The sequence below is a fragment of the Pseudacidovorax sp. DMC4 genome (assembly GCF_056314265.1).
Window position 1 is genome coordinate 1 of sequence record NZ_JBQUYR010000017.1, and the last position, 24,148, is coordinate 24,148.

Genomic DNA, 24,148 nt, shown 5'->3' on the forward strand with positions numbered 1-24,148 from the left:
GCCGATGATAGTGCGGACTCCCGTGTGAAAGTAGGTCATCGTCAGGCTCTTACAGCCCTCAAAAAGCCCCTCAGCAATCGCTGCGGGGCTTTTTGTTTTGGGCAGCCGTAACAGCCGTCATTGCAATCGTGCGAGCGCTAATTCGGCCGCCGTCCTCGACCCACTCTTCATGTTGGTGAGCCGCGCCGCTCTTGAGCAGGCTGCCCAGGGCGCGCTCCATGAGCGCCGACAGCGGCTCGTCGGCGAAGTGCATCATCCCCAGCGCTGTTGCATAGGGCATGGTGGATGCCCACTCCAGCAAGGCCGTGCGCTCGACACGGCGCTGCTCCAGCAGCTTGAACTTCAGCAGGACCTTCAGTGCATGCCAGGCATGGGATCGAGGATCGTCACGCTGCTGCGCCAGGCGACGCCGGGCACGCACCAGCGCTTCCTCAACATCCAGGAATGCCGCGCCGTGACCTGGAATCACGATCCGAGGCGCCAGGGCCTCGATCCGGTCCAGTGTGGCGGCCACGTCGGCGAAGCCGTCCTCGCCCTCCAACTCCGGAAAGACGACCCCGTAGCCGTGCTGCCACAGGGCATCCGCCGAGATCAGGATGCGGTGCTCCGGCTCGAAGAGCAGAAATTCGTGGGGGTCGTGCCCGGCACCGGCGACCACCGACCAGGCGAGGTCCCCCATCTCCATCACGTCACCCGGGCTCAGCGCATCGTGAGCAACAAAGCGGGGGCATTGCTGACCGGTGGCTCGGTAGGTCAACGCCTCTTCCCGCCAGTACCGCACATTGTCCAGTTGTGATCGCGCAATGCCGATCCGTACGCTGGGATAGGCCTCCTGCAGCTGCGCATTGCCGCCGCAATGGTCGCTGTGCAGATGGGTGTTGACGATGCGGTCGAGCGTCCGACCTGCGAGCGCGTCCTGCACCAGCGCAAGGGTCTGGTCCGCGTGGGTGCAGTAGCCCGTATCGACCAGCACCGTCTCTCGCCCGCCGGTCAGGAGGATGTTGTTGGACGACAGCCAGCCGCGCTCGAAGACGGTGATCTGGACCGGCAACTCAATCGCCATGCGAGTCGCCTTCAATGATGCGCGGCGGTGCTGCGAATGTCCTGCCTCAGTTCGCGCCGTAGGATCTTGCCCACGTTGGTCTTGGGCAAGGCGTCGCGAAACTCGATGTACTTGGGCCGCTTGTAGCCGGTGAGTTCGGCGTGGCAGTAGCGCATGAGGGCCTCCTCGTCTAGCTGGGCGTCCTTGCGCACGACGAACACCTTGATCGCCTCGCCCTGCTTGTCGTCCGCCACGCCGACTGCTGCGCACTCGAGCACGCCAGGGCACAGGGAAATCACGTTCTCCAGCTCGTTCGGAAAGACATTGAAGCCGCTGACGAGAATCATGTCCTTCTTGCGGTCGATGATCCGCGTCTGCCCATCCGGCAGCATGACGGCGATGTCGCCCGTGCGCATGAAACCGTCTGGCGTGAAGGCGGCCGCGGTCTCCTCGGGCTGGCCGTAATAGCCGGCCATCACGTTGGGGCCCTTGATGCACAACTCCCCGGACTCACCCTCCGGCAGGGTGCGTCCCTCGTCGTCCTTGATCGCGATCTCGATGCTCGGCAGCGGCACGCCGATGGTGCCGGAGAAAGTGGTGTTGGTGACCGGATTGTTGGTGCCGATGGCGCAGGTCTCGCTCATGCCCCAGCCTTCGATCATCGCGCAGCCCGTGGCTTCGAACCACGCACGCGCTGTGCCCTCCGACGCCGCCATGCCTCCGGCCTGGGAGATCACGAGCTGCGAGCAGTCCACGCTCTTGAACGCCGGATGGGCCAGCAAGGCATTGAACAGCGTGTTCACCGCCGGCAGCACATGGAAGGGCCGCTTTCTGAGCACCTCGACAAACTTGCCGATGTCCCGCGGATTGGGCACGAGCGTCATGTGCGATCCCTGCCGGATGGCCAGCAGGCACAGCGTCAGCGCAAAGATGTGATACAGCGGCAGCGCCGCGATGCCGTTGATGCGCGCCGGATCCCCCACCTTGGCCATGGCCGGGGCGAACCAGGCCTCGGCCTGCAGCGTCGCGGCAATGATGTTGCGGTGCGTGAGGATGGCCCCCTTGGATCGCCCCGTCGTGCCGCCGGTGTACTGCAGAAAGGCGATGGAATTGAGCGTGCACCCGTCGGCGGCAAGGGTGCGGTCACGGCCGCTGGCCATCGCGTCTGACCAGGTGGTGACGCTGTGGCCGCTGTCGATGGGCAGCTTGAAGGGCGGCACCATCTTGGCGAGATGGCGTACGGCCGTGGTGATCCAGACGCCGTACAGGCCGCCCAGCTGATCGCCCATGGCGGTCAGCAGCACATGCCGGACCGGCGTGCGCAGCAGCACGGGTTCCAGCGTCGCTGCGAAGTTCTCCAGCAGGATGATGGCGCTCGCGCCCGAGTCGCTCAGTTGGTGCTCCAGCTCGCGCGGCGTGTAGAGCGGGTTGACGTTGACACAGGTGTAGCCCGCCCGGAGCACGGCCACCATGGCGATGGCGAACTGCGGGATGTTCGGCAGCATCAGGGCCACGCGCGCGCCCGGCTCAAGCCCCAGCGACTGCAGCCAGCAGCCCAGCGTGCGCGACAGGCGGTCCAGTTCGCCGTAGCTCATCCAGCGTTCCATGCAGACCGAGAACGGGCGCTCGGCATGCGTCTTGAACGATGCCTCGAACAACGCGTTCAGTGATTGGTACTGCTCCGGATTGATCTCGAAGGGGACGCCGGGCGGATAGCTGGGAAGGTGGGAGGGATGCATGCGGTCTCCGGGCTCTGCTTGCCGCATTGTGGGATGGCCTCCTCGTCCGAGGTCCCCGGGGTTGCCCGGGGCGCATGCGATCATGCGCCGATGATCGCGAGATGGCAGCGGTGGTTCGTGGCCGCGTGGTGCCTCACGGCGCTGGCATGGACCGGCTTTGCGGCAGCCCGTTCCCTGTCCTGGCTCATCGGCGGCTGGGCGGTGCTGCTGGGCGGGCACGGCGTGGTGCTGGCCGCCGAATTCCTCGCCTCGAATGTCGTCAATCGACGCGTCCAAGGGCCCCATGCGACGCTCGCCCAGCTCCTGCGCGCCTGGTGGGCCGAATGCCTGTTGTCGCCGCGAATCTGGGCGTGGCGCCAGCCGTTCCGCGCGAACCGCATTCCGGACCATGTCCCGCCGCCAGACGGCCGGCGAGGCGTCGTCCTCGTTCATGGCTTTTCGTGCAATCGGGGCTTCTGGCTCCCCTGGCTGAGCCGCCTCGTGGCGCAAGGCCGATGCGTCGTTGCCGTCGATCTGGAGCCGCCGCTGGGCGGCCTGGACGGTTTCATCGACACGCTCGACGCCGCAGTGCGACGTGCGCATGCCGCCACCGGCCAGGCGCCGATGCTCGTGGCGCACAGCATGGGCGGGCTGGTTGCCCGCGCCTGGTGGTGCCGTACCGGCGGACGCGTGCCGATCCACCGGATCGTCACGCTGGGCACGCCGCATGCAGGAACCTGGACGGCACGCGTCGGCCGCGCCGCCAGCAGCCATGAGATGCGGATCGGCAGCGCCTGGCTGCGAGCGCTGGATGTCGCCCAGCGCGCCTGCCCGCCCGCGCGCTTCACCTGCTGGTACTCCAACTGCGACAACATGGTGTTCCCCATGCACACCGCCACCCTGCCCGGCGCCGACAACCGGCCGGCCCACGGCCTGGCCCACGTGGAGCTGGCCTTCGACACGGTCGTCATGGCCGAGACACTGGCGTTGCTGGACGAAGACTGAGGCGGCATCGAACACACTCGGCAGGCGTCGCGATGGGCCCGTCCCCCGCAGGGTGCCCGGGCGCCGTCGTTCGCCATCGCGGCCGATCGCGGCAAGAATTGCCCCATGCACGCACTCGACAAGCAGGACCGGCTCATCCTGCAACTGCTCCAGGCCGACGGCCGGGCCACCTACGAACAGATCGCCGAGCAGGTCAGCCTCTCGCCCAGTGCGGTGCTGCGGCGCGTGCGGCGGCTGGAGGAAAGTGGTGTGGTCGACCGCTATGTCGCATTGGTCCGGCCCGAAGCCGTCGGCCTGGGCCTGACCGCCTACCTCAATGTGCGTCTCGAAAAACACACCGAAAGCCACAAGCGCAACCCGATGGACCTGTTCCGCGCCAGCATCCAGGCCTGGCCCGAGGTCGTCGAATGCAGCGCGCTCACGGGAGAGATGGACTACCTGCTGCGTGTGGTCGTGGCCGACATGGCGCACTACAGCCGCTTCATCATGGACACCCTGCTCAAACACCCCAGCGTGCAGGATTGCAAGACCAGCTTCGTGCTCGACAGGGTCAAGGCGACGACCGCCGTGCCGGTCTGAGTGCTCAAAGGTTGCTGCGCCGCAACATTTCAGCGAATGCCCCCCGCCCGTGACCGGTCGGTGACAGCGCCTCGTCGGTAGTTATAGGGAAAACCCTTATGATTGACCCCATGTTCCCCAAGGCCCTTGTCCAGACCGTGCGTGCCGGCATGCAACTGCTGCGCCCCGGCGTGGTCGCCGCCGATCCCGCGCCGACGGGCACGGCCCGCCCCCTGCGTCCCCGCGCCGCCGCCGGGCTGGTTCCTATCCGTTCCGTCGGACCGCGCGAGCGTCACCGCATCCTGGCCCATCTGCTCGCGCTTTCCCAGCGCGACCGCTACCTGCGCTTCGGCTATGCCGCCTCGGACGAGCAGGTTCAGCGCTATGTGGACGGGCTGGACTTCGAGCGCGACGAGATCTTCGGCATCTACAACCGCCGGCTCGAGATCATCGCCATGGCGCACTTGGCCTTCGCGCCCACCGGGCAGGACGGCAGCTGCGCCGAGTTCGGCGTCTCCGTGTCCGAGCACGCGCGGGGCCGTGGCTACGGTGGCCGGCTCTTCGAGCGCGCCGTCATGGTGGCCCGCAATGAGGGCGTGAGCATGCTGTTCATCCATGCCCTGAGCGAGAACACCGCCATGCTCAAGATCGCCCGCCATGCCGGCGCGACCGTGGTGCGCAGCGGCTCCGAATCCGAAGCCCACCTCGAACTGCCCGCCGCCGATTTCGACAGCCGGATGTCCGGCATCGCGCTGGACCAGTTCGGGGAAGTCGACTTCCAGCTGAAGGCGCGGGCCCACCAGTTCTGGTCCTTCCTGGCCGGCCTGCAGGAAGTGCGCTCGGGTGTGCGCGAGGCGCGCCAGCGCTCGGCCCCCTGAGCAGGCAAGGGCTGCGCAAGCGCGCAGATGGCGGCTGACATCATGCCGCCAAGGCATTCCGGTATCCTAGGCCTCCCTCAACTCCCGCCCTCACGCAGTGGCCGACCCCCACCCTGAACGCGCCTCCCATCCCCGGGACGACAAGCGCGGCCTCCTCCAGAAGATCGCCGAATTCATCCACCCCGGACCGGATTCGCGCGACGAACTGATCGAAACCCTCGCCGACGCCGAAGACAACGACATCATCGGACCCGACTCGCGGGTGATGCTCGAAGGCGTGCTGCGCATGGCCGACATGACGGCCGGCGACGTGATGGTGGCCGCTCCGCGCATGGACCTCATCGACATCGATGCGGCCTACGAGGACATCCTCTACCTCGTCATCGACACCGCGCACTCGCGCTTCCCGGTCTACGAGGGCGAGAAGGAAAACATCATCGGCATCCTGCTGGCGAAGGACCTGCTCAAGCTGCAGCGCTCGCCGGAGCTGAACATCCGCGCCCTGCTGCGGCCCGCCACCTTCGTGCCCGAGAGCAAGGGCCTGAACGACCTGCTGCGCGAGTTCCGCGGCAACCGCAATCACCTTGCCGTGGTGATCGACGAATTCGGCCGGGTGGCCGGCCTGATCACCATCGAGGACGTGCTGGAGCAGATCGTCGGCGAGATCGAGGACGAGTTCGACGTCGCCGAGGACGAAGGCGACATCTTCGGCCTGGCCGACCACACCTACCGCGTGAGCGGCGACACGCCCATCGAGCGTGTGGCCGAAGCCTTCGGCATCCAGTTCAGCGAAGAGCAGCAGTCCGAGGACTTCGAGACCATCGGTGGCCTCATCGCGCACGAGATGGGCCATGTGCCCAAGCGCGGCGAACGCCACGAGGTGGGCGGCTTCGACTTTGTCGTGATGCACACCCGCGGCGGCGCGGTGCGCTGGTTCAAGGTCTCGCCCGCCCGGGCCGAAGACACCGCCGCCTGATGCGCGCGCGCCGCCTTCCGGCCTACGCACTGGCCGGCCTGGCCCAGGCGGCGTCCATGGCCTGGCCCTGGGGTGGCGAGCCGCTGTGGTGGCTGCAACTGCTGTCCCTGGCCGCGCTGACCGCTTTGCTCGACGGCGAGCAACGCCAGGCGTCCGGCTGGCGCAGGCCGGCCCTGGGCGCCTGGGTCTTCGCCACCACCTGGCTGTGCGGCACCTTCTGGTGGCTCTTCATTTCGATGAACACCTACGGCGGGCTGCCGGCCCCGTTGGCGGCGCTGGCCGTGCTGTTCCTGGGCGGCGGGCTCGCCATCTACTACGGCGTGGCCGGCGGACTGTGGGGCTGGCTGGCGCCGCGGCTCTCTGCAGGTAGCCGGGTGCTGCTCTTCGCTGCCGTCTGGACGCTGGCCGAGCTGGTCCGCGGAAGCCTGTTCACCGGCTTCCCCTGGGGCGCTGGCGGCTATGCCCATGTGGACGGCCCGCTGGCTGGCTATGCGCCATGGCTGGGCGTCTATGGCCTCGGCGCCGCAGCGGCCGCCTCGGCGGCCTGTGTGGGCCTGTGGAAGAGGCAGCGTCGCACAGGGATGCTGCCGCTGGCCGCTGCAGTCCTGCTCGCGTTGCCGTCGGGTCTGGGCTTCATGCACAGCGACGGCGGGCCCGGGGCCAGCACCGGTCGCCTGTCGGTCGCACTGCTCCAGGGCAACATTCCGCAGGACGAGAAGTTCGTCCCAGGCAGCGGCATCGACACCGCGCTGCGGTGGTACGGCGAGCAACTGCAAAAGAACCGTGCTGCCCTGGTGGTCACGCCCGAGACGGCGCTGCCCCTGCTGCCGCGCCAATTGCCCGAAGGCTACCTGTCCGCCATCGCCGCGCGCTATTCGCAGGGCGGGCAGGCCGCCATCGTCGGCGTACCGATGGAGGATGGTCCGGGCCGCTATGCCAATTCGCTGCTGGGCTTCGGCCCCGGGCTCGCCGAGCGGCCGTACCGCTACGACAAGCACCACCTGGTGCCCTTCGGCGAGTTCATCCCCTTCGGCTTCCGCTGGTTCACCGACATGATGAACATTCCGCTGGCCGATTTCGGCCGCGGCGGGTTGCCCCAGCGCAGCTTCGACTGGCAGGGCCAGCGCATCGCGCCGAACATCTGCTACGAGGATTTGTTCGGCGACGAGATCGGCGCCGGCTTCCGCGATGCGGCCACCGCGCCCACCATGCTGCTCAACGTGAGCAACATCGCCTGGTTCGGCGACACGGTGGCCATCGATCAGCACCGTGCCATCTCACGCATGCGGGCGCTGGAGTTCGAGCGGCCCATGCTGCGCGCGACCAACACGGGCGCGACCGTGGTGATCGACCACCGCGGCCGTGTGACGCACGAACTGCCCCGCCTCACGCGCGGCGTGCTGGAGGCCGAGGTGGAAGGCCGCACCGGCATCACGCCCTTCGCCTGGTGGGTGTCGCGCTTCGGCCTGGCCCCGCTGTGGCTGCTGTCGCTGGCGGTGCTGGCGTTCTCGGTCTGGCGCGTGCGAAAGCGCCGTTGACGCGGCGGCGCTGGAAGACCCGGCGCCTCAGCTCGCGACGGGGTGGTGCCGGAGCTTGCCGGGATTGAGCAGGCCGAGCGGATCGAAGCGCCGCTTCATCGCCACCACCTCTTCGGGCAGATCGCCGCCCGCCTTGCCGTCCTCGACGATGAAGGTGTGCGGGTTGTTGATGCGCACGCCGAATTCGCGGTGCTCGCGGATGATTTCGGCCAGGCGCTCCTCGGTCGTGAAGCGCACCAGCTGCAGCGCACTGCAGTTCATCTGGCCGTCCATGGTGCGCAGGAATTCGGCATGCATGAACACCTCGCCGGCATAGCGCTTCGTCAGCTCGGTGATCTGCTGCACATGCTGGCCGGCGGTGAAGCTGGTCTGCAGGTAGGTGAGGTTCTTGTCCACCTTCAGCGCATGCAGCGTCGTGTGGTTCCAGGTGAACTCCATCAGCGTCTTGTGGCTGCGAGCGACCTCGTCGGCGGTGCGTCGGTAGCTGATCGTGCCGCCGCGGGCGGCCACCATCTCCTTCATCGTCTCTTCGCCCGGCTCGGCCACCAGCGAGAGCACGGCATGGCAGCCCTTGGGCAGGTGCTCGGCCAGCTGCGAGAGGTAGTCCGGCACGGGGCTGGCGAAGAAGGCGACTTCGCGCTTGGCCAGGCCGGGCGCACGCGCCAGCTCGTCGGCGAAGGCGATGGCCTGGTCGAAGTCGCTGAAAGTGACCAGCGTTTCCAGCCAGGGCTGGCAGGGCGCGAGGCCGACCTCGATCTCCAGCACCAGGCCGTTGGTGCCCCACAGGTGGTGCATGCGCATCGCCTCGGCGCCGCGCAGCTCGACGATCTGCGGCTCCGACTCGATGGTCATGGCCTTGATCCCCAGCACATTGCCGGGCGCGGCCAGAGGGCCGTGGTTGATCGAGCCCACGCCGCCGAAGCCGCCGCCGAAGAGGCCGCCGAGCGTGGCGCTGCGGAAGGTGGAGGGCACGCAGCGCAGCTCCCAGCCCGTGGGGCGCGTGGCCTTCTCCAGCTCGTTCAGCCGGATGCCGGCCTGGGCGCGTGCCACGCCGGGGCGCGTCCAGAGCACGCCGTTGTAGCCCGTCATGTCCAGCACCACGCCACCGGCCAGCGGCGTGGTCTGTCCGTAGTTGCCGGTGCCGCTGCCGCGGATGGTAAGCGGCAGCTTGAGACGCGCGCAGGCGGCCACCAGGCGGCGGATCTCGTCCTCGGTGCGGGGCCGCACCACGCTGTCGGCCACCTTGCCTTCGAGCTGGCGCTTCAGCACTGGGCTGAACCAGGAGAAGTCCTGCGACAGCCGCTCGATGCGGTTCGGGTCGGTGATCCAGTCGAGGTCGGGCAGTTCCAGGTGCAGCTGTTCGATGTCACGCAGGCGGGCGTTCATGGTCAAGATTTCCTCGGAATCAGGTTCAGTCGTGCGACAGCTCGCTGGCGTGCCAGCCGCCCAGCGCCACGCGCGTGAGCCAGGCCATGGCGGCAAAGAGAGCGACGCCGGTCAGGGAGATGAGCAGCAGGGCCGCGAACATGCGCGGAATGTTCAGCTGATAGCCCGCCATCAGGATCTGGTAGGCCAGGCCGGTGGCGTTGCCGCCGGTGCCGGCGACGAACTCGGCCACCACGGCGCCGATCAGCGCCAGGCCGCTGGAGATGCGCAGGCCGCCGAAGAAGTAGGGCAACGCGCTCGGGATGCGCAGGCGCACCAGCGTCTGCAGCCGCGTCGCGCGGTTCATGCGGAAATAGGCCTGCAGGTCGGGGTCGATGCTGCGCAGGCCCAGCGTGGTGTTGGAGATGATCGGGAACAGCGCCACCAGCGCCGCGCAGATCACCAGCGAGGCCGTGGGCTCCTTCACCCAGATGATGATCAGCGGCGCCACCGCCACGATCGGCGTGACCTGCAGCAGCACCGCGTAGGGAAACAGCGCCGTCTCGATCAGCCGGCTCTGCACGAAGAGGAAGGAGATCAGCACGCCCACCACCGTGGCCACCACGAAGGACAGCACGGTGATCTTGAGCGTGACCAGCAGTGCGCCGCCCAGCACGGCCCAGTCGGTGAAGAGCGTCTGCAGCATCAGCACCGGCGAGGGCACGAGGTAGGGCGGCAGTTCCATCCCGACCACCAGCGCCTGCCAACCGCCGAGCAGCACCAGGCCGACGATCAGCGGCAGCAGGATGCGCTGCACGCGCGGCTGGCGCAGCAGCGGCACGCGGGCCTCGCGTGCGGGCGGTCGTGGCGGCGCAGGCGCGAAGGCAGCGGGTGCCGGCGCGGCAACGGCGTGCGCGGCGGACGGGGCGTCGGAAGGCGCCGGCGCGGCGGCGTTCCAGGTGATGCTCATGGGGTCGATCTCCGTGGCGGCCCAGGCCGCCGGTCTGCTGTGGCGAAAGCGACGGGCGCATGGGCCCGCAGCGGTCAGGCCGTGTGTTCCTCGTCGGTGTGCTGGCTGGCGGCCAGCAGGCTGCGCTGCAGGTGCTTGGCGTAGTGCTGGAACTGCGAGGAGACCATGAACTCCGCGCTGCGCGGATAGGGCTCGTCGATGCGCACCTCTTCCACGATGCGGCCCGGGCGGGCGGCCATCATCACCACGCGGCTGGACAGGAACACCGCCTCGTGGATGGAATGGGTGACGAACACCACCGTCAGCTTCTTCTTGCGCCAGAGTTCGAGCAGGTCGGCATCGAGCTTGTGGCGCGTGATCTCGTCCAGCGCGCCGAAGGGCTCGTCCATCAGCAGCAGGTTGGGCTGCACCACCAGCCCGCGGGCGATGGAGACGCGCATCTGCATGCCACCCGACAACGCCCGCGGCAGGGCGTTGGCGAACTTGGCCAAGCCCACCAGTTCGAGCGCCTCGGCTACGCGCGCATCGGCCTCGGCGCGCGGCACCTTGGCCAGGTCCAGCGGCAGTCGCACGTTGGCCTGCACCGTCGCCCAGGGCATCAGCGTGGGCGACTGGAAGACGAAGGACATCTTCTGTGTGCTCTCGTGCAGCTGCTGCACCGGCTTGCGCCACAGCAGCAGCCGGCCGTCGCTGGGCTCCAGCAGGCCCGCGACCATCTTCAGCAGCGTGCTCTTGCCGCAGCCCGAAGGGCCGAGCAGCGTGACGAACTCGCCCTCCTGGATCGTGAGGTCCACCGGCTGCAGCGCGACCGTGCCGTTGGGGTAGGTCTTCTGCGCCGACAGCACCTCGATGGCCGGCACGCCCGCGGCGGGCGCGTGGACGAGGTCCGTCACGGCAGCACCTTGGCGTTGCGGGCCAGGTCCAGCTTGTAGGCCTTGCTCACGTCCACCTTGGCCGGGTCGATGAATTTCTGGCCCACCAGGAAGTCGTAGTTGGCCTTGATGCGGGCTTCGGTCATGGTGCCGATGCCGCTCTTGGTGGCATCGCCGGATCCCACGATGCCCATCTCCTTCATCTTGGCGACGCTGTAGGCCAGCTGGTCGTCGGTCATGTTCGGGTTGTCCTTCTTGATGAGGGCATTGCCTGGTGCCGGGTCGGCCAGGTAGCTCTTCCAGCCCTCGGCGGAGGCCTTGACGAAGTCGGCCACGGCCTTGGCGCGGTCGTTCACCGTCTTCTCCATGCAGGAGATGGTGGTGGCGTACGAGGGATAGCCGTGGTCCGCCAGCAGGAAGGTGTTGGCCTTGGCGCCAGCCTTCTGGATCGCGTAGGGCTCGGACGTGAGGTAGCCCTGCTGCACCATGTTCTTGTCGGCCAGGAAGGGCTGGATGTTGAAGGTGTAGGGCTTGGTCTGCGAATCGGTCAGGCCGTACTTGGCCTTGACCCAGGCCCAGTAGCCCTGCTGCGCGCTGGCCGCGATGAGCACCGTCTTGGTCTTCATCTCTTCCATGGACTTGACGTCTTCATGGGCGATGAGCACCTGCGGATCCTTCTGGAACAGCGCGGCCACGGTCACCACGGGCAGACCGTTGTCGCGGGCCCGCATCATCTGCAGGTCGCTGGAGCCCATCACGCAGTCGGCCTGGCCGGCGCCCATGATCTGCAGGATGTTGACCTGCGGGCCGCCCATCTTGATGGTCACGTCCAGGCCGTACTTCTTGTAGATGCCCGTGGCCACCGCCTGATAGAAGCCGCCGTGTTCGGCCTGCGCATACCAGTTGGTCATGTAGGTGAACTTTTCCTCGGCCCGGGCGCCGGTGGCGGCGAGTCCCAAAACGGCGGCGCCCAGGGCCAGGGCGGATTGCGAAGCGAGGCGGGTGAAACGGTGGTTCAAGGCAGGGCTCCTGGAAAGGTCGGACAAATCAGTGCGGGGACGGGGGACGAAAAAGGGGCGTGGGCCGGTGCGTTGCCCAAGCAAGAGCCGCACCGTTTGAAAAGTCATTTCGGTTTTCGACGACACAGGCGCCACCCTCCTGATCGAAAGTCCGCGGAGCAGGCCGCGCCAGGGCACCCGCGGAACGGGCGCGGCCCGGCCGCCGGGTGCGCCCCTTGAGGGGGATGGGACTTCCACACGCAGTGAGGAAGTCCAAACGGGGTGGGTTCATTTCAGCGGGCGCTTTCGATGTGGCCGGTGAAATGGCCGCGCTCCCAGGTGGCTTCTTCGCGCACCAGCCAGCGCAGCTGGTAGAGCTCGGTCAGCGCCTGCACCCAGCTGTCGGCCAGCGTGTCCAGGATCTCCTGGCCCTGCTCGCGCGTGGCGCTGGTGGGGTCGCCGATGACGCCGCTGGGGCCGAAGTCGCGTGCCGTCCAGGCGCAGGCCGGGCGGCCGTCGGGCGAGAGCAGCTTGATGGGGAAGGGCGGCGGAAAGTTGGCGGCGGCCCGCTCCATGTGCACCGTCTCGGGCGCCAGGGCCAGCATCAGCGCGGTCTCGGAATGGCCGGCATGCATGGCGAGCCTCTTCTCCTGCTCGCTGACCTGCCGGCTCGCGGCGCTGGGCAGCCGGCTCACGCCGTGCGGCACGACCACGAAGTCGCCGTGGCGCAGCCGCAGCTCGCGCGCGGCCATCTCCAGCACCTGTGGCTGGCCGCCGTGGCCGTTGGCCAGCAGCAGCTTTCGGAAGCCCGCGCGGTAGACCGACTCGCCGATCTCGGTGACGGTGGACAGCAGCGTGGTGCCGGTGAGCGTGACGGTGCCGGGAAAATGCAGGTGCTCTTCCGACTTGCCGTAGGTGATGGGCGGCAGCGCGAAGGCGCGCACCGAGGCGGGCAGCCGGCGCAGCGCCTCGCCCATCACGCCGGAGGCGATCACGCTGTCCACCGAGCAGGGCAGATGAGGGCCATGCTGCTCGATGGCTCCGCAGGGCAGCACGATGACGGTGTTCTCGCGGTCGGGCAACTGGTCGATTTCGGTCCAGCTGAGGTAGGGCAGGAAGCGGTGCGGGGGGATGTAGCCGTGCAGCATGTCGGGCGTCCTTGTTCGTGGGGGCGTGTCAGGCGGTGGCGGCGGTCCTGGGCGGCAGGAAGGCCGTCGGTGCCGCGCCATGGGCCACGCCGGTGCGCAGCACCACGCGCGTGCCGGTGCGCGAGGGCCAGGCGCTGGCGTCGGCCTGGGGAAAGATCAGCAGGTCGGCCGGCCGGCCTTCCAGCCGCGCGAGGCTGGGCGTGCCGCGGGCCAGGAAGTCCGTGCGGCACAGCGTGTCGGACCAGCGGTCGAAGGGCGCATCGAGCTGGCCGGCCAGCACCGCCGCGGCCATGCCTTCGAGCGGGTCGTAGCTGCCGACGGGGCAGAACGGGTCCTGCACGTTGTCGCTGGCGAAGAGCAGCGGAATGCCGCGGGCGCGCGCCTCCTTCACCAGCGTCAGGCCGCGCTGGCGCGGCGTGCGGCCGGTGCGGGCGTCCTGCAGCAGCAGGTTGGTGATGGGCAGGCTGACCAGCGTGATGGGCGCGCGTGCCACCTCATCCAGGATGGAGAGCGCGCGGGCTTCGGGCATGGCCGCCAGGGCGCAGACGTGGCCGCAGACGATGCGGCCGGCAAAGCCCAATTCGCGGGCGATGCGCGCCGTGCCCAGCAGACCTTCGGCCGTCGGGTGCAGCTCCTCGTCCACATGCAGGTCGACATCCAGGTCCTGCGCCTGGGCCGCCTGCAGCAGGTGGCGCATGGCCTGTGCGTTCCAGTTGGTGGAGTGCACGAAGCCGCCCATCAGCGCATGCGCGCCGCTGGCCTTGACCTGCGCCGCCACGGTGCGCGCGGCGGCGGGGTCGGCAAAGCTGTCGAGCTTTGTCAGGCTCACCAACTGCAGGGTGAGGCGGTCGGCCCAGTCGTGCGCCAGCCGGTCGAGCACTGGCCAGGCGCAGGGCAGCGGGCCGATCTCGGGCCAGTTGACGTGGGTGCGCAGCAGCGTCGTGCCGGCCTCCCAGGCCCACTGCAGGCCCTGGCTGGCGCGGGTGCGGATGTCCTCAGGGGTCCAGCGGGCCATGTCGGCCACCGAGGCCTCGATGGCACCCAGCAGGCCGGGTTGCACCTCGGGGATGCGGGCCAGGGTGAAGGTCTTGTCCAGGTGCACGTGGGCATCGACCAGGCCAGGCAGCACCAGCGCGCCGTGCAGTTGCCAGGCGCCGGGCTCGATGGGACTGCCATCTTCGGGCACCACGGCCTGCACCCGGCCGTGCGCCAGCTCGATGCGCGCGAGCGCCGGCGCGGTGCCGGCGCGCGGCCAGGCGTCGCCCAGCAGCCAGGCCGGCAGGCGGGCATGGCGCAGGACGGCGGGGGTGGAATGCGTGGTCATGGCCAGACCTTCGGCGCACGGCGCACGGGGCCGGAGGGGCGGGTGGCGAGACAGGCAGGCATGGCGTCGGCCGGTTCGGGGTCAGCGGAAGGCTGCCATGGCGGCGCCCACGCGGGCCTTGAAGCGACCCAGCTGCGCCTCGGTCGCCACGTTCATGTGGTAATGCGCGTGGTAGTCCACCCGGGCCTGGGCCGCGGTGAGCCGCTTCATGTAGCGTGTGATGATCTTGCGCGGCGGATCGCCCATGTACCAGGCCATCCAGCGCGGCCGGCCGTAGGTCACGACGGCGCTGATGCGCTTGATGTTGCGCAGCATCGGCCGGACGTTGGCCGGGTCGCTGATGTCGAAGGCCACGCCGGGCATCAGCAGCCGGTCGAACCAGCCCTTGAGCATGGCGGGCAGGCCGAAGCACCAGGTCGGGAAGCAGAACACGATGGCCTCGGCCCGCTCCAGCCGCTCCACATAGGACTGCAGCGGCGCGCGGTTGGCCGGCACGTCGTGGTAGCCCAGGCGCTCTTCGCGCGACATCACCGGGTTGAAGCCCTCGGCATAGAGGTCGCAGTCGTCCACCTCGTGGCCCGCGGCGCGCAGGTTGCGCAGCACCTCCTGGTGCATGGCCGAAGCGAAGCTGGTTTCGACTGGATGGCAGTAGACGACGAGCACGCGCATGGTGTTTGACCGATGAGTCAGAGCAATCGGTCAAATTAAGCACGTGGCGTGCCAGGACGGATGCACCGGGGCGGTGCAAGCAGGTCGGAGGCAGGAGAAAGAGGGGGCGCGAGACGGGCCGCCGTCAGGCGTCGGCCGGTACCGCCATGCCGCAGCCGGCGAGTACGAAGCCGATCAGCTCGCGCGCGATGGGCTCGCGGTCGATGTGCGCGTCCTCGGGCAGGCCGCCCATCGAGCGCACCTGCAGCGCGTAGTCGGCGTGGTACTGGGTCATGGCCCAGATGTGCTGCAGCAGCAGCCGGCCATCGAGCGGGCGCATCAGGCCGCGGGCGATCCAGCCATCGATGATGTCGATCTTCTTCTGCGTCCACTGGCGCGACATGGGCCAGAAGCGCTCCAGGTTGCGGCCGCCGTCCAGCACCTCGCGCGTGAAGATGCGCGACATCTCCGGCTTGTCGAAGGCATGGTCCAGCTTCTGCCGCACGTAGGCCGCCAGCACCCGGGCCGGGTCGTTGGCATGCTCGTCGAAGGAGAAGACCACCTTCCACTCGTGCAGCACCTGCATCAGCAGCTCGGAGTAGAGCTCTTCCTTGCCGGCGATGTAGTAGTGCAATTGCGGCTTGGTCAGGCCCGCGCGCTGGGCGATGGCCTGGGTCGAGGTGCCCTTGAGGCCGTGGAGGCTGAACTCGGTGATGGCCGCCGCGCGGATGGCCGCCAGGATGCGCTCGCGCCCGGGGCGTGCGCGCGACAGAGGCCCGTCGGGCGCGGGCATCTCCTGCGGGGGCGAGGTGCCGTCGGCAGGCATATCGGGATCGGAGAGATGGGGAGGCAAGGCGCAGCGCGAGGGCGGTCGAGAGTCGCGCGATGGTACTGCGGGGCATGGCCGGATGCCGCTTCGGCATCGAACGCGGCGGGCCTCGGCACAAATCCTGATTAGCGTTGCGGGCGGCCGCATCGGTGGTCCTGCAGGAAGGTCGAGAGCCTCCTTGAGGACCGTGCAGGCCGTGTGACCACATATCGATAACGGAGTTTCCGCATGTACCTTTCCTACCGTCTTCGTGCCCTGGCTGCCGGCGCCGCGCTCATGGCCGGCGCTGCCCTCGCCCAGGCCCAGCAGGCCCTGCCCAATGTGGTGATCCTGGCCACCGGCGGCACCATCGCCGGCGCGGGCGCCTCGGCGGCCAACAGCGCCACCTACGCCGCCGCCAAGGTGCCGGTGGACAAGCTGATCGCCGGCCTGCCCGAGCTGTCCAAGGTGGCCACCGTGCGTGGCGAGCAGGTGTTCCAGATCGCGTCGGAAAGCTTCACCAACGACAACCTGCTGACCCTGGCCAAGCGCGTCTCGGCCCTGGCCAAGCAGGCCGACGTGGACGGCATCGTCGTCACCCACGGCACCGACACGCTGGAAGAGACCGCGTACTTCCTCAACCTGACGGTGCACACGGCCAAGCCCATCGTGGTGGTCGGTTCCATGCGCCCCGGCACGGCGCTGTCGGCCGACGGCGCGCTAAACCTGTACGACGCCGTCAACGTGGCCGCCAGCAAGGACGCATCCGGCAAGGGCGTGCTGGTGACGATGAACGACGAGATCCAGTCGGGCCGCGACGTGGCCAAGGCCATCAACATCAAGACCGAGGCCTTCAAGAGTCAGTGGGGCCCGCTGGGCATGATCGTCGAGGGCAAGAGCTACTGGTTCCGCGCGCCGGTGAAGAAGCACACGATGCAGTCGGAGTTCGACATCGACCAGATCACCGCGCTGCCTGCGGTGGACATCGCCTACGGCTACGGCAACGTGCCCGCCGACCAGTACGAGGCCATCGGCAAGGGCAAGGCCGCGCTCGTCCATGCCGGTACCGGCAACGGCTCGGTGGCCGACCGCGCCGTGCCCGCGCTGCAGAAGCTGCGCAGCGAAGGCGTGCAGATCATCCGCAGCTCGCGCGTGAATACCGGCGGCTTCGTGCTGCGCAATGCCGAGCAGCCCGACGACAAGTACGACTGGGTGGTGGCGCACGACCTGAACCCGCAGAAGGCCCGCATCCTGGCGATGGTGGCGCTGACCAAGACGCGCGACACGAAGGAGCTGCAGCGGATCTTCTGGGAGTATTGACACCCACCCCGTGTGCGGGCCTCCCTGCGTGTGGCCCGCACTCCCCTCAAGGGGCCGAGCCCGTACACAAAAGGTCCGGTGGACCTTTTGCGACTGGCGAGGGGCTGCGCCACTGGCGCAGCGCGGTCTGCAAGACGCTCCGGCGGCCCGGCGGAGCCGTTTCCGCGCGGCCTGCTGGCTTGGCTGCTCCGCGGCCTTTCGATCAGTGGCGGCGTGTGCCGGGCCGGCGCTGGGCTGCTCTGGGGTCAGTTCTCTCTGACGGGGCAGGGGCGAATGCAAGTCCTGTGTCTCAAGCCGGCTGGGCATGCAGCCGCAGGCCGAGGGCCTTGGCCACCTTGAGCACGGTGGCGAAGCTGGGGTTGCCGTCTGCGCTCAGCGCGCGGTACAGGCTCTCGCGGCTGAGGCCCGCCTCCCTGGCGACGTGGCTCATGCCCTTGGCACGCGCGATGTCACCCAAAGCGCGTGCGATACCGGCGCTATCGTCGGGCGCTTCGTCCAGCCACGCGTCGAGGTAGGCCGCCATCTCCTCAGGCGTACGCAGGTGCTCCGCCACGTCATAGGCGGAAGTTCTGGTCCTCGATGTCTTGCCAGCGTGTGCATTGGTCATGCGCTTACCCTTCGTAGTCCTTCGCCAGTTGGAGCGCGGTGGCGATGTCCCGGCTCTGGGAGGCCGGCGCCGCCTGCAAGAAGCAGCAGAAGACGGTCGCCGCGCTGGCAGTAGTAGACGCGGTAGCCAGGGCCGACGTCGATCTTCAGTTCAGATACGCCACCCGTCAGATGGCGATGCGTGCCCGGATTGCCATGAATGAGCCGGTCTACGCGCATCAGGATTCGCGCACGACCGACCACATCCTTCAGGTCACCGATCCACTCCCTGTACTCGTCTGTCTGCTCGACGCGCATGCCGGATTGTAGCCTGTGAGCGACAGAATCCAAGGTGGTCCGCTGGGCTGCAGAGCCGCTGTGGGCGCGCCATCATCGTTGGGCTCAGGCGGTGCGCACGTATAGCCGCGCGCGCCGCCGGTGACGCGCCGATTCGGCACTGACGATGCTGATCGCCAGCCAGGCCGCGCCCGAGCACAGGCCTGCGACCACGTCCGTCAGGAAGTGCGCCTGCAGGAACACGCGGCTGGCCGGAATCGCCACGGCCATCGCCGCAGCCAGTGCCAGCATCGGCAGGCGCAGGCCCTTGGGTCCGATGCGCAGGCACAGGTAGGCCAGCATGCCCCACAGCACGATCGCGGCCGAGCTGTGGCCGCTGGGAAAGCTGAAGCCTGGCGCATTCACCAGCAGCGTGTCGTGCACCGGCCGCACGCGCTCGAAGATCTGCTTGAGGGAATAGTTGAGGACCGCATTCCCCGCGTTCGCCAGCAGCCAGCCCCAGGCGAAGCCCGGGTGGCCGCGCAGCCGCAGGAACAGGGCGAAGAGCAGCACGAAGGTGGCGACCGGCAGCGGGTCGCCGATGTGCGTGAAGACGGAGAAGGCCTGCCTCGCCCAGTCGGGCGTGTGAGTGCCCACGGCCATGCTCAGGGCGTCGTCCATGCGGCCCATGGGGCGGCCCTCGCCCAGGTGTCGGGCGAAGAGGGTGAACAGGCTGGCCAGGCCGACGATCAACAGGAAGCCGATCACGAGCCCGGGCACGATGCGCCCCAGCTGTGGCGGCGCATCGGGTTCTGGCCGGGTGCGGCGGCGCCAGGCCAGGCCCAGGCTGCCTGCGAGCAGTGCCAGCAGCATGGCCGCGAGCACGATGAAGGGAAAGGCCGTCCAGGCCAGGCTGCCCATGCGCGCACCGAGCGCGCTCCAGTCGTCAGGGGTCATCGATCCTTGGGGTCGGGTGCAGGTCCAGCCCCGGTGGTGTCAACCGCGGGCCGGGAGTTCCAGGGTGTCGGTCAGTGCCAGCGCGAAGGCCTCGAGGCGGGCGTCGAAGTCCCAGCGCTCCAGTGTGCAGCAGCGCCGTCCGTCATCGTCCGCCCCGGGCCAGCGCAGCAGGTTGACCGAGTTCGGGGCGCCGGATCGTACCCGCGAGGACACGGCCGTCCCCGCCTGCACGGCCCAGGCGCCGCCGGCCTGGGGCAGCGGCACGGCAAAGGGCAGGTGGATGTGGCCGCCCAGCACCAGGTCCACGCCGGCCTCTGCCCAGCGGGCCAGTGCGGCTTCGCGGCCGTGCAGCAGGTTCTCGTGGTCCTCCGGCCGGGTGACGGCCACCGGCTGGTGCACCATCACCACGCGCAACTGCGCCGGTCCGGCGTCTGCCAGCCGGCGGGCGATGCGCTCGATCTGCGCAGGGCTGATCTCGCCATCGCTGTGGCGCCAGCGGCGTGTGGTCTTGGCGCCCAGCACCAGGCAGTGCGGCAGGTCCAGCGTGGGCTCCAGGTCGTCCCCCAGCGCCGCCTGGTAGCGGCGGTAGGGCGCAAGCAGCCGCGTGCCGAGGTCGAAGAGCGGAATGTCGTGGTTGCCGGGGACGACGAGCACGCGTGGCGCATCCAGGCGCTGCAGGAATGCGCGCGCCGCTGCGAACTGCGCCCGCGTGGCGCGCTGGGTGATGTCGCCGGTCACGAGCACCGCGTCGGCTGCCTGCGCGCGTACCCAGCGCACTAGGGCCTCGACGACAGAGGGCTGCTCAGTGCCGAAGTGCGGGTCCGACAGGTGCAGCAGCACGCAGTCACGCTCGACGGGCAGGTTCCCGGGTGGCAAGGCGTGAGGCATGGGCGCGGGCCGATCCCTCATGCGCGCTCGGCCTTCGCATCCAGGCGCTTGACCAGCCACAGCGGCCGCGGCGAGACGCGGAAGCGAAGCGGCATGTCCATCCACTGCACCTCGCCGTCGGTGGCCACGCGCACGCGTCGGCGCGCGGGGGAGGCGCCGGTTGCCGCTTGCACCTCGATCTCGCGGAAGGTGAAGCTGCGCACCTTGGAGGCGCTGCCCAGCCGGCCCATGGCCGCCCGCAGCACCAGCCCGATCATGGCGAGCCGGCCCAGCGGCTCCAGCGCGATGGCGGCCAGGGCACCGCCTTCTTCCACGGCCTGGCCTTCCTCCACGCCCACCTGCTCGAACTGCAGCGCGTTGTTGCCGACGAAGAGCGTGGGCGTGCGCAGCACCTGCGTGCCGCCGCCCGCGCTCACGTGGAGCGTCCAGGTGCGAAAGCCCTTGAGCAGCGTGGCCAGCGCGGCGCCGAAGGCCACCCAGCGTCGGCGACCGAAGCGGGCCTTGAAGTCCTCGCGCTCTTCCAGCATGCGGGCATACAGGCCCAGGCTGGCATTGACAAGGAAGGCGCGGTCGTTCACCTCGCCGGCCTGCACGGGCTGCGGCGTGCCGGTCAGCAGGGACTGCAGCGACTCCTCGATGGGCGCCGGGATGCCGTGCACCCGGCTGAAGTAGTTGAAGGTGCCCTGCGGCAGCACGCCGAAGGCGCAGCCGGCGCGCAGGGCCGCATGCGCCACTGCATTGATGGTGCCGTCGCCGCCGGCCGCCACGGCGATGCCGCCCTGGGCCAGGGCCGATTCGACCGCCTCCCGCGCCAGGTCGGGCAGGCGATGCCCCCGGCCGACGACGCGCAGCGAGAGCGCCCTACCGGCGGCGCGGCAGGCGGCCTCGATGGCCTGGCGCGCCTCGTCGGCGCTGCCTCGGCCCGATCCACGGTTGAGTACCACGAAGAGCGGTGCGGCAGGGGCAAGGGCAGGGGCTGCGGGCATGGGGGCAGGCGGTGTGTCGGGCGAAGCCGACATGCTGCTGATGGCAAGCCGACTTCGCCAGGCCCGCGCGCCGCCAGCCCGTGTAGTCGTCCGCCGGCCTCGCATGCCCGCCGCGGCGCCGCACGGCGGGCACGCCCATAAAATGCGCGGTTCCCTGCGCCGGCGCTGCGACTGCCTCCGGCCTGCCTTCTTCCCGCACCATGCTGACCTTCCAACAGATCATCCTCAAGCTCCAGGCCTACTGGGACGCCCAGGGCTGCGCCCTGCTGCAACCCTACGACATGGAAGTGGGCGCCGGCACCAGCCACACCGCCACCTTCCTGCGTGCCCTGGGCCCCGAGCCATGGAAGGCCGCCTATGTGCAGCCCAGCCGCCGACCCAAGGACGGCCGCTACGGCGAGAACCCCAACCGCCTGCAGCACTACTACCAGTTCCAGGTGGTGCTCAAGCCCGCGCCCTCCAACATCCTCGAGCTCTACCTGGGCAGCCTGGAGGCCCTGGGCTTCGACCTCAAGAAGAACGACGTGCGCTTCGTCGAGGACGACTGGGAGAACCCCACGCTCGGCGCCTGGGGCCTGGGCTGGGAGGTCTGGCTCAACGGCATGGAGGTGACGCAGTTCACCTACTTCCAGCAGGTGGGCGGCATCGACTGCCGGCCGATCACCGGCGAGATCACCTACGGGCTGGAGCGCCTGGCCATGTACATCCAGGGCAAGGAAAGCATCTTCGACCTGGAGTACGCCCCGGGCGTCACCTACGGCGACATCTACCACCAGAACGAGGTGGAACAGTCCACCTACAACTTCGAGCATTCCGACGCCGACTTCCTGTTCACCGCCTTCGGTGCGCACGAGAAGCAGGCCAGGCACCTCATGCAGGAGCAGCTGGCGCTGCCGGCCTACGAGCAGGTGCTCAAGGCGGCCCACACCTTCAACCTGCTGGATGCGCGCGGCGCCATCAGCGTGACCGAACGCGCCGCCTACATCGGCCGCATCCGCAACCTGGCCCGTGCCGTGGCCCAGAGCTACTACGACAGCCGCGAGCGCCTGGGCTTCCCGCTGGCGCCGCGCGAATGGGTCGCGCAGATCCCCAAGAAGAACAACGAGTCCACCGCCGCCAGCGAGAAAGCCGCCGCCTGAGCCATGAACGCCACGTCCTCGCATCCCAGCCTGCTCGTCGAACTCTTCGTCGAGGAACTGCCGCCCAAGGCGCTCAAGAAGCTCGGCGACGCCTTCGCCGGCGTGCTGCGCGACCAGCTGGTCGCCCAGGGCCTGGCCGGTGGCGCCTCGGTGCTCACGGCCTATGCCTCGCCGCGCCGCCTGGCCGCGCACCTCACGAACGTGGCGCCGCGCGCCGCCGACAAGGCGGTGTCGCAGAAGCTGATGCCGGTGAGCGTCGGCCTGGACGCCGCCGGCCAACCCACGCCCGCGCTGGCCAAGAAGCTCGCCGCGCTGGGCCTGGATGCCTCCGCCGCTGCCGGCCTGCGCCGCGCGCCGGATGGCAAGGCCGAGGCCCTGTTCCATGACAGCACCGTGGCTGGCGCCACCCTGGCCGAGGGCCTGCAGAAGGCGTTGGCCGAGGCCATCGCCAAGCTGCCCATCCCCAAGGTCATGAGCTACCAGCTGGAAGCCCGCTGCGAGCTGCCCGGCTGGAGCAGCGTGAGCTTCGTGCGCCCGGCGCACGGCCTGGTGGCGCTGCATGGCACCGAGGTGGTGCCCGTCTCCGCCCTGGGCCTGGAGGCCGGCCGCGACACGCACGGCCACCGCTTCGAGGCCGCGGTCGACCCGGTCGTGCTGCGCGATGCCGACCACTACGCGCTGCAGCTGGAGGAAGAGGGCGCGGTCATCGCCGGCTTCGAGGCCCGCCGCGCCGAGATCGCCCGCCAGCTGGCCGCTGCCGCGGTGGCTGTGGGCAACGGCTGCGAGCCGATCCGCGACGACGCGCTGCTGGACGAGGTCACGGCCCTGGTCGAGCGGCCCAACGTGCTCACCTGCAGCTTCGAACAGGAGTTCCTGGGCGTGCCGCAGGAATGCCTCATCCTGACGATGAAGGCCAACCAGAAGTACTTCCCGCTGCTGGACGCGCAGGGCCGGCTCACGCACCGCTTCCTGGTGGTGAGCAACATCCGTCCCGACGATGCCAGCGCCGTCACCGGCGGCAACGAGCGCGTGGTGCGCCCGCGCCTGGCCGACGCCAAGTTCTTCTTCGACCAGGACCGCAAGAAGAGCCTCGAATCGCGCCTGCCGCTGCTGGACAAGGTGGTCTATCACAACAAGCTTGGCACCCAGGGCGAGCGCGTGCAGCGCGTCGTGGCCATCGCCAAGGCCATCGCCGCCCAGTTGGGCGACGGCGCGCTGGCGGCCCAGGCCGAGCAGGCCGCCCGGCTGGCCAAGACCGACCTGGTCACCGACATGGTCGGCGAGTTCCCCGAGCTGCAGGGCATCATGGGGCGCTACTACGCGCTCAACGACGGCCTGCCCGCGGCCGTGGCCGACGCCATCGAGGATCACTACAAGCCCCGCTTCGCCGGCGACGAGCTGCCGCGCGGCACGGTCGGCCTGGCGGTGGCGCTGGCCGACAAGCTGGAGACGCTGGCCGGCATGTTCGGCATCGGCAACCTGCCCACCGGCGACCGCGACCCCTTCGCGCTGCGCCGCCATGCGCTGGGCGTGGTGCGCATGCTGATCGAGCGCGACCTTCCGCTGGAACTGCCCGCGCTGATCGACATCGCCCTCGGCGCCATGGGTGCGCTGGCCACCGAGCCCAATGCCCGCGCCCAGCTGCTGGACTTCATCCAGGACCGCCTGGCCGGCAGCCTGCGCGAGCAGGGCGCCAGCGCCCAGGAAGTCGATGCCGTGCTGGGCCAGCGCCCGCCGCGCCTGGCCGAGGTGCCGCGCCTGCTGGCTGCCGTGCGCGCCTTCGCCCGCCTGCCCGAGGCGCCGGCCCTGGCGGCCGCCAACAAGCGCATCGGCAACATCCTCAAGAAGTCGCCCGAGGCCGATGCCCATGTCACCGAAGGCCTTCTGCGCGAGCCGGCCGAGCAGGCGCTCTACCAGGCCATGCAGCAGGTGGTGCCGCAGGCCGATGCGCAGTTCGCCGCCGGCGACTACACCGCCTCGCTGCAGACCCTGGCTGCGCTGCGCGCGCCGGTCGACGCCTTCTTCGACGGCGTGATGGTCAATGCCGAGGAGGCGGACCTGCGCCTGAACCGCCTGGGCCTGCTGGCCGCGCTGCACCGGGCGATGAACCGCGTGGCGCTGCTGGAGCGCCTGGCGGCCTGAGCGTCGA

23 protein-coding genes are annotated in these 24,148 nt (G+C 69.3%); 8 read left to right on the forward strand and 15 right to left on the reverse strand.

Annotation, left to right across the window (positions count from 1 at the left end):
* Positions 1-70: 70 nt before the first annotated feature.
* Together ACT54X_RS25145 and ACT54X_RS25150 are read right to left on the reverse strand one after the other, a co-directional pair.
* Positions 71-1,063 carry an MBL fold metallo-hydrolase gene (locus ACT54X_RS25145; RefSeq protein ID WP_294375337.1) on the reverse strand — a complete coding sequence of 331 codons (993 nt, stop codon included), beginning with the start codon at positions 1,061-1,063 and terminating at the stop codon, positions 71-73.
* Positions 1,064-1,074: 11 nt separating this feature from the next.
* The gene (locus ACT54X_RS25150; protein WP_476349269.1) at positions 1,075-2,781 is read right to left on the reverse strand and encodes an AMP-binding protein; all 1,707 of its coding nucleotides are present in this window, start codon (positions 2,779-2,781) and stop codon (positions 1,075-1,077) included.
* A gap of 33 nt (positions 2,782-2,814) precedes the next feature.
* Here ACT54X_RS25150 and ACT54X_RS25155 point away from each other — a divergent pair, with 33 nt between their 5' ends.
* The 5 genes from ACT54X_RS25155 (at position 2,815) to lnt (ending at position 7,715) form a co-directional block, all read left to right on the forward strand.
* Positions 2,815-3,765 (forward strand): esterase/lipase family protein, encoded by a 951-nt coding sequence (locus tag ACT54X_RS25155; RefSeq protein WP_476349271.1) that lies wholly within the window; start codon positions 2,815-2,817, stop codon positions 3,763-3,765.
* 105 nt (positions 3,766-3,870) lie between these two features.
* Positions 3,871-4,344 carry an Lrp/AsnC family transcriptional regulator gene (locus tag ACT54X_RS25160; protein WP_017758360.1) on the forward strand — a complete coding sequence of 158 codons (474 nt, stop codon included), beginning with the start codon at positions 3,871-3,873 and terminating at the stop codon, positions 4,342-4,344.
* A 110-nt stretch (positions 4,345-4,454) separates the two neighbouring features.
* A complete protein-coding gene (locus ACT54X_RS25165; protein ID WP_476349273.1) occupies positions 4,455-5,201 on the forward strand; it encodes an N-acetyltransferase family protein in 747 nt (248 codons plus the stop codon).
* A 97-nt stretch (positions 5,202-5,298) separates the two neighbouring features.
* Positions 5,299-6,177 (forward strand): HlyC/CorC family transporter, encoded by an 879-nt coding sequence (locus ACT54X_RS25170; RefSeq protein ID WP_017758362.1) that lies wholly within the window; start codon positions 5,299-5,301, stop codon positions 6,175-6,177.
* Complete coding sequence (gene lnt / locus ACT54X_RS25175; RefSeq protein WP_476349276.1) at positions 6,177-7,715, forward strand: apolipoprotein N-acyltransferase; 1,539 nt, start codon at positions 6,177-6,179, stop codon at positions 7,713-7,715. The genes ACT54X_RS25170 and lnt overlap by 1 nt, the downstream gene beginning before the upstream one ends.
* A 27-nt stretch (positions 7,716-7,742) precedes the next feature.
* Here lnt and ACT54X_RS25180 read toward each other — a convergent pair whose 3' ends face one another.
* From ACT54X_RS25180 to ACT54X_RS25215, 8 genes are all read right to left on the reverse strand, one after another.
* Positions 7,743-9,101 (reverse strand): FAD-binding oxidoreductase, encoded by a 1,359-nt coding sequence (locus tag ACT54X_RS25180; RefSeq protein ID WP_476349278.1) that lies wholly within the window; start codon positions 9,099-9,101, stop codon positions 7,743-7,745.
* A gap of 25 nt (positions 9,102-9,126) precedes the next feature.
* Positions 9,127-10,050 carry an ABC transporter permease gene (locus ACT54X_RS25185; protein WP_476349280.1) on the reverse strand — a complete coding sequence of 308 codons (924 nt, stop codon included), beginning with the start codon at positions 10,048-10,050 and terminating at the stop codon, positions 9,127-9,129.
* A gap of 74 nt (positions 10,051-10,124) precedes the next feature.
* Complete coding sequence (locus tag ACT54X_RS25190) at positions 10,125-10,943, reverse strand: ABC transporter ATP-binding protein (RefSeq protein WP_476349282.1); 819 nt, start codon at positions 10,941-10,943, stop codon at positions 10,125-10,127.
* A complete protein-coding gene (locus ACT54X_RS25195) occupies positions 10,940-11,941 on the reverse strand; it encodes an ABC transporter substrate-binding protein (RefSeq protein WP_476349284.1) in 1,002 nt (333 codons plus the stop codon). Before ACT54X_RS25195 ends, ACT54X_RS25190 begins: the two co-directional genes overlap by 4 nt.
* A 272-nt stretch (positions 11,942-12,213) precedes the next feature.
* Positions 12,214-13,068, reverse strand: a complete 855-nt coding sequence (locus ACT54X_RS25200) for a creatininase family protein (protein WP_476349286.1) — start codon at positions 13,066-13,068, stop codon at positions 12,214-12,216.
* A 28-nt stretch (positions 13,069-13,096) separates the two neighbouring features.
* On the reverse strand, positions 13,097-14,392 hold the full coding sequence (locus ACT54X_RS25205; protein WP_476349288.1) for an amidohydrolase family protein: 1,296 nt from the start codon (positions 14,390-14,392) through the stop codon (positions 13,097-13,099).
* An 81-nt stretch (positions 14,393-14,473) separates the two neighbouring features.
* Complete coding sequence (locus tag ACT54X_RS25210; protein WP_354322360.1) at positions 14,474-15,061, reverse strand: NAD(P)H-dependent oxidoreductase; 588 nt, start codon at positions 15,059-15,061, stop codon at positions 14,474-14,476.
* A 124-nt stretch (positions 15,062-15,185) separates the two neighbouring features.
* Positions 15,186-15,866 carry a TetR/AcrR family transcriptional regulator gene (locus tag ACT54X_RS25215; RefSeq protein ID WP_294375310.1) on the reverse strand — a complete coding sequence of 227 codons (681 nt, stop codon included), beginning with the start codon at positions 15,864-15,866 and terminating at the stop codon, positions 15,186-15,188.
* A 231-nt stretch (positions 15,867-16,097) separates the two neighbouring features.
* On the opposite strand from ACT54X_RS25215, the gene ACT54X_RS25220 reads away from it, so the two are divergent.
* A complete protein-coding gene (locus ACT54X_RS25220) occupies positions 16,098-17,168 on the forward strand; it encodes a type II asparaginase (RefSeq protein ID WP_234197856.1) in 1,071 nt (356 codons plus the stop codon).
* Between the two features lie 289 nt (positions 17,169-17,457).
* Here ACT54X_RS25220 and ACT54X_RS25225 read toward each other — a convergent pair whose 3' ends face one another.
* The 5 genes from ACT54X_RS25225 to ACT54X_RS25245 form a co-directional block, all read right to left on the reverse strand.
* Positions 17,458-17,775, reverse strand: a complete 318-nt coding sequence (locus ACT54X_RS25225; RefSeq protein WP_294375305.1) for an addiction module antidote protein — start codon at positions 17,773-17,775, stop codon at positions 17,458-17,460.
* Positions 17,772-18,071 carry a type II toxin-antitoxin system RelE/ParE family toxin gene (locus ACT54X_RS25230; RefSeq protein ID WP_294375303.1) on the reverse strand — a complete coding sequence of 100 codons (300 nt, stop codon included), beginning with the start codon at positions 18,069-18,071 and terminating at the stop codon, positions 17,772-17,774. The genes ACT54X_RS25225 and ACT54X_RS25230 overlap by 4 nt, the downstream gene beginning before the upstream one ends.
* Positions 18,072-18,155: 84 nt before the next feature.
* Complete coding sequence (locus tag ACT54X_RS25235) at positions 18,156-18,986, reverse strand: phosphatase PAP2 family protein (RefSeq protein ID WP_294375300.1); 831 nt, start codon at positions 18,984-18,986, stop codon at positions 18,156-18,158.
* A 39-nt stretch (positions 18,987-19,025) separates the two neighbouring features.
* Positions 19,026-19,874: a metallophosphoesterase family protein gene (locus ACT54X_RS25240; RefSeq protein ID WP_294375297.1), complete on the reverse strand. Its 849-nt coding sequence runs from the start codon at positions 19,872-19,874 to the stop codon at positions 19,026-19,028.
* Positions 19,875-19,891: 17 nt separating this feature from the next.
* Positions 19,892-20,860 carry a diacylglycerol/lipid kinase family protein gene (locus ACT54X_RS25245; protein ID WP_294375289.1) on the reverse strand — a complete coding sequence of 323 codons (969 nt, stop codon included), beginning with the start codon at positions 20,858-20,860 and terminating at the stop codon, positions 19,892-19,894.
* Positions 20,861-21,060: 200 nt separating this feature from the next.
* On the opposite strand from ACT54X_RS25245, the gene glyQ reads away from it, so the two are divergent.
* Both glyQ and glyS read left to right on the forward strand, forming a co-directional pair.
* A complete protein-coding gene (glyQ, locus tag ACT54X_RS25250) occupies positions 21,061-21,999 on the forward strand; it encodes a glycine--tRNA ligase subunit alpha (protein ID WP_476349293.1) in 939 nt (312 codons plus the stop codon).
* 3 nt (positions 22,000-22,002) lie between these two features.
* A complete protein-coding gene (gene glyS, locus ACT54X_RS25255) occupies positions 22,003-24,141 on the forward strand; it encodes a glycine--tRNA ligase subunit beta (RefSeq protein ID WP_476349294.1) in 2,139 nt (712 codons plus the stop codon).
* The last annotated feature ends 7 nt before the right edge of the window (positions 24,142-24,148 follow it).